The sequence below is a fragment of the Sphingomonas sp. BRN-1R genome (genome assembly GCF_057748035.1).
In genome coordinates this window covers 2,308,809-2,320,549 of sequence record NZ_CM173236.1, presented here as the reverse complement: position 1 = coordinate 2,320,549, position 11,741 = coordinate 2,308,809, and the positions used below count along the sequence as shown (strand labels likewise).

The window sequence follows — 11,741 nt, the reverse complement described above, 5'->3', positions numbered from 1 at the left end:
CGGGCGGCACCCGCGCACGATTAGCAAAGCGGGTGGACGTGAGTGCGCAATCTCGCTACGCGCACGGCCCGCATTGGAGAAGATCATGGGTTATCGCGTAGTCGTCGCAGGCGCCACCGGCAATGTCGGGCGCGAAATGCTCAACATCTTGGCGGAGCGCGAGTTTCCGGCGGACGAGATCGCCGTCGTCGCCTCGTCGCGCAGCCAGGGCGACGAGGTCGATTTCGGCGAGACCGGCAAGAAGCTCAAGATCCAGAACATCGAGCATTTCGACCCGACCGGCTGGGACATGGCGCTGTTCGCGATCGGCTCGGACGCGACCAAGATCCACGCGCCGCGCTTCGCCGCCGCGGGCTGCACGGTGATCGACAATTCGTCGCTCTACCGCATGGACCCGGACGTGCCGCTGATCGTGCCCGAGGTGAACCCGGAGGCGATCGAAGGCTATCGCGCCAAGAACATCATCGCCAACCCGAACTGCTCGACCGCGCAGATGGTCGTCGCGCTGAAGCCGCTCCATGATGCCGCGAAGATCAAGCGTGTCGTCGTCGCGACCTATCAGTCGGTGTCGGGCGCGGGCAAGGCTGGCATGGACGAGCTGTTCGAGCAGAGCCGCAACATCTTTGTCGGCGACAGCGCAGAGCCCAAGAAGTTCACCAAGCAGATCGCCTTCAACGTGATCCCGCACATCGACAGCTTCCTCGACGACGGTTCGACCAAGGAAGAATGGAAGATGGTGGTCGAAACCAAGAAGATCCTCGACACCAGGATCAAGGTCCATGCCACCTGCGTGCGCGTGCCGGTGTTCGTCGGCCATTCGGAAGCGATCAACATCGAGTTCGAGAACGAACTCTCCGCCGAGGACGCGCAGAAAATCCTGCGCGAAGCCCCCGGCGTGATGCTGGTCGATAAGCGCGAGGACGGCGGCTACGTCACGCCGGTCGAGTGCGTCGGCGAATATGCCACCTTCATCAGCCGCGTGCGCGAAGACCCGACCGTCGAGAACGGTCTGTCGTTGTGGTGCGTGAGCGACAATCTGCGCAAGGGCGCCGCGCTCAACGCGGTGCAGATCGCCGAGCTGCTCGGCCGGCGCGCGTTACAGAAGGATTGAGGACGATGGACGCCGCCGGATCTTCGACCAGAATGACCGGCGGCTGCCAGTGCGGACGCATCCGCTACGCGGTCGCGGTCGACAGCGACGATGCGTATCTCTGCCATTGCCGGATGTGCCAGCGCGCCACCGGAGGCGTGTCGATCGCGTTCAAGAGCGTGCGGATCGCCGATCTGGAATGGACGACGCACGAGCCGGAGCGGTTCCGCTCCTCGCTGATTGCGCATCGCGGTTTCTGCCGGGATTGCGGCACGCCGCTCACCTTCGAGTTTATCGCGCCCGACGAGACGATGGATCTCACCGTCGGCAGTTTCGACCAGCCCGGTCGGTTCGTGCCGCGCCACCATTTCGCCGCCGAAAGCCTGCACGAAGCGTGGCTCGACACGCACGCTTTGCCGCGGATAAGGAGCGAGGATAACCCCTCGACCTCGAACCGCTGGATGGACGCCGTTGGCAAGCTCCCCGATTGAACCGCAGTTTTTCCACAGTTTCGATGGCGCGCGCCTCGCGTGGCGCGAAGTTGGCGAGGGGCGGCCGGTCGTCCTGATCCACGGCTATTTCTCCGACGCGTTCACCAACTGGATCCGCTACGGCCATGCCGCGCTGATCGCCGCGCGCGGCTTTCGCGTCGTCATGCCCGATCTGCGCGCGCACGGCAGCAGCGCCAAGCCGCATGACGCCGCCAGCTACCCGCCCGATGTGCTGATGCGCGACGGCTTCGCCCTGGTCGAGCATCTCGGGCTGACCGACTACGATCTCGCCGGCTATTCGCTGGGGGGACGCACGACGATGCGGATGCTCGCTAATGGCGCGCGCCCGCGCCGGGCGGTGCTGTCGGGCATGGGCTATCAGGGCATCATCGACACGCATGGCCGTGGGCGCTACTTCCGCCACGTCCTCACCAACCTCGGCAGCTTCGAGCGCGGCACCAACGAGTGGATGACCGAGGCCTTCCTCAAGACCACCAAGGGCGACCCGGCGGCGCTGCTGCGCATCCTCGACACGTTCGTCGACACGCCGCCGGCGTCGATCGCCGCGATCGCCACCCCCGCGCTGGTGCTGACCGGGGTGGATGACGATGACAACGGCTCTGGCGCGGAACTGGCGATGGCACTGCCCAACGGCGCGTTTCGCGAAATCCCCGGCAACCATATGAGCGCGGTGATGAAGCCCGAACTCGGCCAGGAAATTGCTGACTTCCTCGCGGCTTGACCGGGGCCGAGATGCGCCACAGTCTGTCGCATCGATAGATAAAAGGGACGATCATGAACCGCTTCGGTATCTCCACCGCCGCGCTGGCGCTTGCGCTCGCGGCAAGCCCCGCGCTCGCCCAGACTGCCGCACCCAAGCCGACGCCCGCACAGGCCGACGCCTTCGTCGCGGATGCCGAAAAGGCGCTCGCCGATTTCTCGACGCCGACGCAACAGGCCACCTGGATCAACGAGACCTACATCACCGACGACAGCGATGCGATCGCCGCGCGTTTCGGGGCCGAGAGCACCGAAATGCAGGTGAAATACGCGCTCGGCGCGGCACCCTTCGCGAGCCTGCCCGGCCTGTCGTTCGACACCAAGCGCAAGCTCGACCTGCTACGCGGCGGCCTGACGCTGCCCGCGCCGACCACGCCGGGCGCGGCGACCGAATTGTCGACCATCGTCACGCGTATGTCATCCGAATACGGCAAGGGCAAAGGCACGCTCGACGGCAAGCCGATCAACGGCAGCGATATCGAGGCGGCGATGGGCACCACGCGCGACCCCGCCAAGCTAAAGGAGATGTGGGTCAGCTGGCACGATCAGGTCGGCGCGCCGATGCGCAAGGACTTCGCGCGGCAGGTGGTGATCGCCAACCAGGGCGCAAAGCAGCTCGGCTTCGCCGATACCGGCGCGCTGTGGCGTTCGGGTTACGACATGCCGCCCGACCAGTTCGCCGCGCTTACCGACACGCTGTGGAAGCAAGTCGAGCCGTTATATGTCGCGCTCCACACCTATGTCCGCTGGAAGCTCAACGAGAAGTATGGCGACGCGGTGCAGGCCAAGACCGGGCCGATCCGCGCCGATCTGCTCGGCAACATGTGGGCGCAGGAATGGGGCAATATCTACGACGTGGTGGCGCCTAAGGGTGCGGGCGATCTCGGCTACGACGTCGGCGATCTGCTCAAGGCCAAAGGCTATGACCCGATCAAGATGTTCAGGACCGGCGAGGGTTTCTACACCTCGCTCGGCTTCCGCCCGCTGCCGGAGACGTTCTGGAAACGCTCGCAGATCGTCAAACCCGCCGATCGCGAGGTGCTGTGCCACGCCTCGGCATGGGACGTCGACAACAAGGACGATCTGCGCATCAAGATGTGCACCAAGGTGAATTCGGACGATTTCACCACCATCCACCACGAGATGGGGCACAACTTCTACCAGCGCGCCTATAACACCAAGCCGTTCCTGTACGAGAACGGCGCGAACGACGGCTTCCATGAGGCGATCGGTGACTTCATCGCGCTGTCGATCACACCGGACTATCTGGTGAAGATCGGCCTGCTCGATCCTGCGCACGTGCCGAGCCCGGACAAGGATATCGGCCTGCTGCTACGGCAGGCGATGGACAAGGTCGCGTTCCTGCCGTTCGGGCTGCTGATCGACAAATGGCGGTGGGAGGTCTTCTCCGGCAAGATCCCGGAAAGCCAGTATGAGAAGGCGTGGAACGACCTGCGCCTGCACTATCAGGGCGTCGTCCCGCCGGTGGCGCGCGACGAGAGCAAGTTCGATCCCGCCGCGAAGATGCACGTCGCCGCGAGCGTGCCGTACACGCGCTATTTCCTCGCGCGGTTGCTCCAGTTCCAGTTCTACGAGGCGGCGTGCAAGCAGGCGGGCTGGACCGGGCCGCTGCACCGCTGTTCTTTCTACGGCAACAAGCAGGTCGGCGCGAAGCTGAACACCATGCTGGCGATGGGGCAATCGAAGCCCTGGCCCGATGCGTTGCAGGCGTTCACCGGCAGCCGCGAGATGTCGGGGCAGGCGATGGTCGACTATTTCGCGCCGCTGAAGACCTGGCTCGACCAGCAGAACAAGGGGCATCCGAGCGGCTGGTAACGCCTCACCTGCCGCCCCGCGCGAGGGCGCGGGGCGGCAGCGCGGAGGATCAGGCGGTGGGCTTTGCCGTGTCGGTGTCGGTCTTGGTCTCGGCCGTCGCGTCCTTGCCCATGCCGACCGCATCCTGAACCTTGTCGACCAGACCTTCGACCGCCTTGGGCTTGCGCAGCGCGAACACCGCCGCACCCGCGGCTGCTACAGCCGCGACCGCGCCGCCCGCGATGGCGGGCCAGCGCGTAGCGGTCTTCGGAGTGGACTTGGCCTTCGCGGGCGTCTTGGCGCGCGTAGCGGGCTTTCTGGTGCTGGCGGGTGCGGACTTCTTCGCAGGCGACGCCTTCTTGGCGGGAGCAGGCTTGGCGGCGGCCTTGGCCGTCGCCGCCTTGGGCGCGGCTTTCGGCGCCGTCGACGTGGCGGCGGGCTTGCGTCCGCGCGTTTTGGTCGCGGTCTCGGGCTTCGAAGTTTCGTCGTCGGCCATAGCTCGATCCTATATCGTTGAGCGGCCGTAACGCATGGAACCCGTGACGGTTGCGAAATTTAACGGAACGGCGGCTCGTTGAACGCGCGCAGCTTGCGCGAATGGAGCTTGGCACCTTCACGGCGCAGTTCCTCGCACGCCTCAATGCCGATCTTCAGATGCTCGGCGATGGCACGCTCGTAGAAGCGGTTAGCCTGCCCCGGCAGCTTCAGTTCGCCGTGCAGCGGCTTGTCCGACACGCACAGCAGCGTCCCATAGGGCACGCGGAAGCGATAGCCTTGCGCCGCGATCGTCGCGCTCTCCATGTCGATACCGACCGCCCGGCTCAGCGAGAAGCGCAGCGCCGACTTCGAATAGCGCAATTCCCAGTTGCGATCGTCGGTAGTGACGATCGTGCCAGTCCGCAGCCGCCGCTTGAGTTCCTCGCCCGACTGGCCCGAGATCGTCTCGGCCGCGCGTGCCATCGCGAGCTGGACCTCGGCGATGGCGGGCACCGGGATCTCTGGCGGCAGCACGTCGTCGAGCACATGGTCGTCGCGCAGATAGGCGTGGGCGAGCACATAGTCGCCGATCCGCTGGCTCGGGCGCAGGCCGCCGCAATGCCCGATCATCAGCCACGCTTCGGGGCGCAGCACCGCGAGATGGTCGCAGATCGTCTTGGCATTGGCCGGGCCGACGCCGATGTTGACCAGAGTGATGCCGGTGCCGTCCGCCGCCATCAGGTGATAGGCGGGCATCTGATGGCGCCGCCACGCGCTCGTGTCGGCCATGAACGCCTCGACGTCATCACCGGCCTGCAACATCCGGCCGCCCGCGCCGGACAGACCGATGAAGCGGCTGCCTTCGCCGAGCTGATCGAACGCCCAGCGAATGAATTCATCGACATAGCGGTGGTAGTTGGTGAACAGAACGAAGCGCTGGACATGCTCGGGCGGTGTGCCGGTGTAATGCCGCAGCCGTGCCAGCGAGAAATCGGTGCGCAACCCGTCGAACAGCGCGAGGGGGCGGATCTCGTCGGTGATCGTGTAGAGGCCGTCGGCGATCTCGTCGCCGATATAGGCAAGCTCGGTCGCGGGGAAATGCCGCGACAGCTCGGCAGTCGATACGGTGTCGAGCCGCAGCGCATGGCCGGAATCGATCACATAGGGGAAGGGGATTTCCTGCCGCCCCTCGACCGCCTCGACCGAGACGTCGTAATCCTCGATCAGCAGCGTGAGCTGCTCGACCAGATAGTCGGCGAAGATCGCGGGTTTAGTGACGCTGATGCGATAGTCGCCTGCCGACACGAGCCGGCCAAACGATCGCGGCGGCGCGGTGGTCGCCCCACCGTTATAGCGGACGTGGATTTCCGGGTAGGCGAAGCTGCCGTCGTGCCGGCTGGCGGCATCGGGCACCGCGCCGGAATCGAGGAACGCGGTGAGCGCGGCCTGAAGGCGCTCGACTGAGGCAGTGTAGAGCCGATCGAGTTCGGCAACGATTTCGGCGGCGGATGCGGTTGTCGTCATCCACCGGGGCTAGAACAGCGCCGTTACGCTGGCAAGACAGCGTAACGGCGCGTGCCGGGTTCAGGCTTTCGCCTTGGCCTTGCCGGTGCCGGCGGGCTCGTCTTCCTCAAGCAGCTTCGATACGCCGAGCGCGGCGCCCGCGACCGTCGCGGCGACGCCCGCGCCGATCGCTGCGGCGGCGAGCGGATGCTCCTTCACCGCCTCGATCGTGGTTTCGACCGCCTGGCCGATCGCATCCTTCGCCTGCGTGAACAGCGAAGCGGAGGTGTCGGCGACGGTTTTCGCCGCATCCTGCGCGGCGGTCGTGGCGGTCTTGGCGGCGTCCTGCGCAGTGGTGGTCGCCGATTCGAGGATCGACGTGGTGCCGCCGGTTTCGGTGGTGTTGGTGGCTTCGGTGGTAGCTTCGGTCATGGAACAACCCTCCTTTGCTTCACGCCCTCAACGGACCGTGCGCAAGGGCGTTCCATGACCGCAACGGTTTCTCAGAGCTGGTCGAGCAGATATTCGGCGGTCGAGACCCTGAATTCGCCGGGTGCCTCGACGTTGAGCTGTTCAACGACGCCATCGTTGACCAACATCGAGAAGCGCTGGCCGCGCGTGCCCATGCCGAACTTGGCCGCATCCATCGTCAGGCCAAGCGCGGTGGCGAGATCGGCGCTGCCGTCCGCCAGCATGGTGATGCCGTCCGCGTGCGCATCCTTGCTCCACGCCGCCAGCACGAACGCGTCGTTGACGGCGGTGCAGGCGATCTCGTCCACGCCCTTCGCCTTCAGCGCATCCGCCTTTTCGATGAAGCCGGGCAGGTGGCGCGCCGAGCAGGTCGGCGTATAGGCGCCGGGCACGGAGAACAGAGCGACCTTGCGGCCGGCGAAATACTCCTGCGAGGCGACCTGATCGGGGCCGTCTGCGGTGACTTTGGTGAGGGTGACGTTGGGGATACGGTCGCCGACGCTGATCGTCATGGGAATCTCCGGATGATGGACGTGCCCTGATCGGCGCTTGGGCGTGGCATTTCAAGCGTGACGCGCGCGGATCGCCGGCTATGATCGCGGGCAATGGATTCGACGGTCTTCCTCACCGGGCAGTTGCTGCTCGCGCTTCCCGGCATCGGCGACCCGCGCTTCGAACGCGCGGCGATCGCGATGTGCGCGCATGACGAGCATGGCGCAGTCGGCATCGGCACGGGCGCGGTGATCGCCGATCTCGGCCTGCATGAATTGCTCGCCCAGTTCGAGATCGAGCCCGGCGTCGCACCCGATGCGCCGGTCCATTTCGGCGGGCCGGTCGAGCCGCAGCGCGGCTTCGTGCTGCATACGCCCGACTGGGGTGGGCAGGACACGATCGACGTCGCCGGGCGCTGGTCGCTGTCGGGCACGATCGACGTGCTGCGCGCCATCGCCGAGGCGAAGGGGCCGGCCCGGTGGCTCGTCGCACTCGGCTATGCCGGCTGGGGTGCGGGGCAGCTCGAGAGCGAACTGACCCGCCACGGCTGGTTCAATGCACCCGCCGACGCCGATCTTCTGTTCGGCAACGCCGCCGAGGACCGCTGGGAAAACGGGTTCAAGCGCATCGGCATCGATCCGCGTATGTTGGGGAGCGAAACCGGGCGGGCGTGATGCGCATCGCCTAGCTGTTCAGGTGCGCGAGATGACCCAGCTTGTCCGGATTGCGCATGATGTAGATCGCGCGGACCAGCCCGCCCTCGATCAGCAGCGCGGTGGTCTGAACGATCCCGTCGCGCTCGCGGGTGATGAAGCCGGGCAGGCCGTTGATCGTCGTGTAGCGCAACAGCTCTGCCGTCGCCCCTTGTGCCAGTCGCGCGAGCGCCGCGTGGGTGCGCACGATCTCGTCTGGCCCGCGGATCACGCGCGCCACCGCCGGGCGCTTGCCGCCGCCGTCCGAATACATCGCCGCATCGCCCGCGAGCAGCGTGCCGAGCCGTGCGATCTCACCGCCGCGCGCCGCCGCGAAGAACGCCTGCGCGATCTCCAGCCCGTGGCCGGGCTCGACCGGGAAGCGCGGCCGTTCGTTGCGGACATGCGCGCGCGCCCTCGCGGCGAGTTGGCGGCAGGCGGCGGCGTCCCGATCGAGCGTCCCGGCCACCGATTCGAAACTTTCGCCGAACACGTCGTGGAGCAGGAAGGCCGCGCGCTCCAGCGGCGAGAGCCGTTCGAGCGCGAGCATCAGCGGCAAGGTCACGTCGTCGTCGGGCTCGTCCTCGACTAGCGGCTCGGGCAGCCATTCGCCGACATACGCCTCGCGCCGCACCCGCGCCGACTTGAGGTGATCGAGGCACAGCCGCGTCACCACGCGGCGCAGGAAGGCAGCGGGCACCTGCACCGCCGCGCGCTCTGTCGCGGTCCAGCGCAGCCACGCGTCCTGCACCACATCCTCGGCATCGGCGAGCGAGCCGAGCATGCGGTAGGCGACACGCAGCAGCATCGGCCGCTGCGCATCGAACGTGGCTGCATCGGCGCTCACGCCTTCCAGCCGTAGCTCGGATCGAACATGTCGAAGCCGATCGCAACGCGGTTCCAGCCGTTGATGACGATGATCGCCATAGTCAGCTTCACCTGTTCCTCCTCGCTGAACTGCGCTTCCAGTGCGCTATACACCCGATCGGGTGCGCGGCTGGTCGCAACCTGCGTCAGATGCTCGGTCCAGTCGAGCGCGGCGCGCTCGCGCGGGGTGAACACCGGCGCCTCTTGCCAGGCGGCGAGAAGGGCGATGCGCTGCTCGGTCTCGCCCGCTTGCCGCGCTTCATAGGTGTGCATGTTGAGGCAGTTCGCACAGCCGTTGATCTGCGAGGCGCGGATCTTGACCAGTTCGACCAGCGGCTTTTCGAGGCCACTCGCCGCGACCTGATTGGAAAAGGCGAACCACGCCTTCATCAGTTCGGGAGCGGCGGCCATGTAGTTCAGGCGTGCGGTCATCGTCAGGTTCCTTTGCATCTTGCGGTTGATGCAAGCCTGACGAGACGGCGCGGCCGGATGTGACATGGCGCGACGAATTTTCCGCCGCGCCGACATATAAAGATATCTTTATGTTTGATCCGCCGGGCAAGCCGCGCTACGGGGCCGCCATCAACCGCGTAATCTGGAGATTCCCCACGTGGCCACCGTACTCGACCGCAAGAACGACTATGTCGTCGCCGACATCGCCCTAGCCGATTACGGCCGCGCCGAGATCAACATCGCCGAAACCGAGATGCCGGGCCTGATGGCGCTCCGTTCGGAATTCGGCGTGTCGCAGCCGCTGAAGGGTGCGCGCATCACCGGCTCGCTGCACATGACGATCCAGACCGCCGTGCTGATCGAGACGCTGACCGCGCTCGGCGCCGACGTGCGCTGGGCGACCTGCAACATCTTCTCGACGCAGGACCATGCCGCTGCCGCGATCGCCGCGTCGGGCGTGCCGGTGTTCGCTATCAAGGGCGAGAGCCTCGCGGATTACTGGGACTATGTCGGCTCGATCTTCGATTGGGGCGACGAGACCTGCAACATGATCCTCGACGATGGCGGCGACGCGACGATGTTCGCGCTGTGGGGCGCCAAGCTCGAAGCCGGCCAGACCATGCCCGAGCCCGAGAACGAGGAAGAGGTCGAGATGCAGCGCGCGCTCAAGGCGTTCATCGCCAAGAAGCCGGGCTACCTCACCGAGACGGTCAAGAACATCAAGGGCGTGTCGGAAGAGACCACCACCGGCGTCCATCGCCTGTACGCGATCTCGAAGAAGGGCGAGCTGCCGTTCCCGGCGATCAACGTCAACGACAGCGTCACCAAGTCGAAGTTCGACAACCTCTACGGCTGCAAGGAATCGCTGGTCGACGCGATCCGTCGCGGCACCGACGTGATGCTCGCCGGCAAGGTCGCCACCGTCGCCGGCTTCGGTGACGTGGGCAAGGGCTCGGCCCAGTCGCTCCGCAATGGCGGCGCGCGCGTTCTCGTCACCGAGATCGACCCGATCTGCGCGCTTCAGGCGGCGATGGAGGGCTTCGAGGTCGTGACGATGGAAGAGGCGGTTACCCGTTCGGACATCTTCGTCACCGCCACCGGCAATGCCGACGTCATCACCGCCGATCACATGAAGGCGATGAAGAACATGGCGATCGTCTGCAACATCGGCCACTTCGATAGCGAGATCCAGATTTCGGCGCTGTCGAACTACAAGTGGACCGAGGTGAAGCCGCAGGTCGATCTCGTCGAGTTCCCCGATGGCAAGCAGATCATCGTCCTGTCGAAGGGCCGTCTGGTCAACCTCGGCAACGCGACTGGGCACCCGTCGTTCGTGATGTCGGCGAGCTTCACCAACCAGACGCTGGCACAGATCGAGCTGTTCACCAAGGCCGAGAACTACGGCAACGACGTGTACGTCCTGCCCAAGCACCTCGACGAGAAGGTCGCGGCGCTGCACCTCGAGAAGCTCGGCGTGAAGATGACGACGCTGTCGCAGAAGCAAGCCGATTACATCGGCGTGCCGGTCGAAGGCCCATTCAAGCCGGACCACTACCGCTACTAAGGTTTGCGCTTAGCGTGACCGGAAAGGGGCTGCGGGAAACCGCGGCCCCTTTCTTTATACGGCTTCCGGGCCAGTCCACGGATCGAACGCGCGCGCGCGGATCCAACGGGTCGCGATCCATTTGACGCCTTGCACCACCGGCCGGCCCGCGTGCTGCGATGCCGGGTCGGGCGCGCCGCCGGCGAGCGTGTTGGCGAACAGGATCGCGTCGCCCGCTCTGGGGCGGATCGTCAGCCCGGTTGCGGCGAACACCGTCTCCCCGCCGGTGAAGCCGTCGTTCAGATAGACGATGACGGTCAGCACGCGCTGGTTGTGCGTCTGCGCGATCGTGTCGAGATGCGGGCGGTACTGCTGGCCGGGCCGGTAGCGCAACACGGTGAGCGCCTCGCCCTGATCGGTGTCGGTGCCGCTGATCGCCGCGATGCGGTGGTTGAGCGCGCGGATGACGAGATCCTCGCGCGCCGGCCCGATCACCGCTGCGTCGGAGGTACGGATCGGATGCGGCCGCCCCCGCCCGGTGACGGGATCGACCACCATCGCCGGTTCGAGCAGATCGCCGGACGTACGCGCGATGTGCGCGCACTCCGCCGGGGTGAACAGCCGTTCGAAGCGGAGGACGTGCGGGGCTTCTGACAATATCGCCGGCGACAGCGGGCTGGCCGGCCGACCATCGTCGGTGAGGTCCATCGCCGCGAGCAGATCGCGCTGAGACGCCGCGACCGGATCGCCCAGCGCCGCGCGGTCGAGCAGCGCCCGCGCCGCCGGCCAGGATGCGGGACCGCCGCTGCCGTTGGCGGTCAGCGCGATGTCGAGCAGCGCGGCATCGACATGCCCGATCCGCACCGCCTGCCGCAGCAGATCGCGCGCGCGCAACATATCGCGCGGGATCACCGCACCGATCAACAGCAGCCCGGCGAGGCGGAAGCACGCCGTCGCATCGTCGGCCGCGATATGACGCTCCAGCAGCGCGACTGCCTCGGCGGTGCGTCCCGCCGACAACAATGCGTTCCAGGGCGGACCGGCGTAGGGTGCAACCATCGGTACGG

General features: G+C 66.3%; 13 protein-coding genes. 6 read left to right on the top strand and 7 right to left on the bottom strand.

The annotated features are described in order from the left end of the window. Positions 1–85 precede the first annotated feature (85 nt). From AC3ANX_RS10595 to AC3ANX_RS10580, 4 genes are read left to right on the top strand one after another with little or no spacing between them, the layout of a single operon-like run. Positions 86–1,111 (top strand): aspartate-semialdehyde dehydrogenase, encoded by a 1,026-nt coding sequence (locus tag AC3ANX_RS10595; protein ID WP_488333251.1) that lies wholly within the window; start codon positions 86–88, stop codon positions 1,109–1,111. A 5-nt stretch (positions 1,112–1,116) separates the two neighbouring features. Then, positions 1,117–1,581, top strand: a complete 465-nt coding sequence (locus AC3ANX_RS10590) for a GFA family protein (RefSeq protein WP_488333250.1) — start codon at positions 1,117–1,119, stop codon at positions 1,579–1,581. After that, positions 1,562–2,323, top strand: coding sequence for an alpha/beta fold hydrolase (locus AC3ANX_RS10585; protein WP_488333249.1), 762 nt, complete (start codon positions 1,562–1,564; stop codon positions 2,321–2,323). The genes AC3ANX_RS10590 and AC3ANX_RS10585 overlap by 20 nt, the downstream gene beginning before the upstream one ends. A 53-nt stretch (positions 2,324–2,376) precedes the next feature. Further along, complete coding sequence (locus AC3ANX_RS10580; RefSeq protein WP_488333248.1) at positions 2,377–4,197, top strand: M2 family metallopeptidase; 1,821 nt, start codon at positions 2,377–2,379, stop codon at positions 4,195–4,197. Positions 4,198–4,246: 49 nt separating this feature from the next. Here the strand turns inward: AC3ANX_RS10580 and AC3ANX_RS10575 are convergent, their stop codons facing one another. From AC3ANX_RS10575 to AC3ANX_RS10560, 4 genes are all read right to left on the bottom strand, one after another. After that, on the bottom strand, positions 4,247–4,672 hold the full coding sequence (locus AC3ANX_RS10575; RefSeq protein ID WP_488333247.1) for a hypothetical protein: 426 nt from the start codon (positions 4,670–4,672) through the stop codon (positions 4,247–4,249). Positions 4,673–4,731: 59 nt separating this feature from the next. Continuing rightward, the gene (locus AC3ANX_RS10570) at positions 4,732–6,177 is read right to left on the bottom strand and encodes an AMP nucleosidase (RefSeq protein ID WP_488333246.1); all 1,446 of its coding nucleotides are present in this window, start codon (positions 6,175–6,177) and stop codon (positions 4,732–4,734) included. Between the two features lie 60 nt (positions 6,178–6,237). Further along, complete coding sequence (locus tag AC3ANX_RS10565; RefSeq protein WP_488333245.1) at positions 6,238–6,588, bottom strand: hypothetical protein; 351 nt, start codon at positions 6,586–6,588, stop codon at positions 6,238–6,240. A gap of 71 nt (positions 6,589–6,659) precedes the next feature. Beyond that, positions 6,660–7,139 carry a redoxin family protein gene (locus AC3ANX_RS10560; protein WP_488333244.1) on the bottom strand — a complete coding sequence of 160 codons (480 nt, stop codon included), beginning with the start codon at positions 7,137–7,139 and terminating at the stop codon, positions 6,660–6,662. 93 nt (positions 7,140–7,232) lie between these two features. Here AC3ANX_RS10560 and AC3ANX_RS10555 point away from each other — a divergent pair, with 93 nt between their 5' ends. After that, positions 7,233–7,793 carry a YqgE/AlgH family protein gene (locus tag AC3ANX_RS10555; protein ID WP_488333243.1) on the top strand — a complete coding sequence of 187 codons (561 nt, stop codon included), beginning with the start codon at positions 7,233–7,235 and terminating at the stop codon, positions 7,791–7,793. A 10-nt stretch (positions 7,794–7,803) separates the two neighbouring features. Here the strand turns inward: AC3ANX_RS10555 and AC3ANX_RS10550 are convergent, their stop codons facing one another. Together AC3ANX_RS10550 and AC3ANX_RS10545 are read right to left on the bottom strand one after the other, a co-directional pair. Next, positions 7,804–8,619 (bottom strand): sigma-70 family RNA polymerase sigma factor, encoded by an 816-nt coding sequence (locus AC3ANX_RS10550; RefSeq protein WP_488336928.1) that lies wholly within the window; start codon positions 8,617–8,619, stop codon positions 7,804–7,806. 35 nt (positions 8,620–8,654) lie between these two features. Further along, positions 8,655–9,110 carry a carboxymuconolactone decarboxylase family protein gene (locus AC3ANX_RS10545; protein ID WP_488333242.1) on the bottom strand — a complete coding sequence of 152 codons (456 nt, stop codon included), beginning with the start codon at positions 9,108–9,110 and terminating at the stop codon, positions 8,655–8,657. A gap of 178 nt (positions 9,111–9,288) precedes the next feature. Here AC3ANX_RS10545 and ahcY point away from each other — a divergent pair, with 178 nt between their 5' ends. After that, the gene (gene ahcY / locus AC3ANX_RS10540) at positions 9,289–10,695 is read left to right on the top strand and encodes an adenosylhomocysteinase (protein WP_488333241.1); all 1,407 of its coding nucleotides are present in this window, start codon (positions 9,289–9,291) and stop codon (positions 10,693–10,695) included. Positions 10,696–10,749: 54 nt separating this feature from the next. Here ahcY and AC3ANX_RS10535 read toward each other — a convergent pair whose 3' ends face one another. Then, positions 10,750–11,733 carry a 2OG-Fe(II) oxygenase gene (locus AC3ANX_RS10535; RefSeq protein WP_488333240.1) on the bottom strand — a complete coding sequence of 328 codons (984 nt, stop codon included), beginning with the start codon at positions 11,731–11,733 and terminating at the stop codon, positions 10,750–10,752. Positions 11,734–11,741 lie beyond the last annotated feature (8 nt).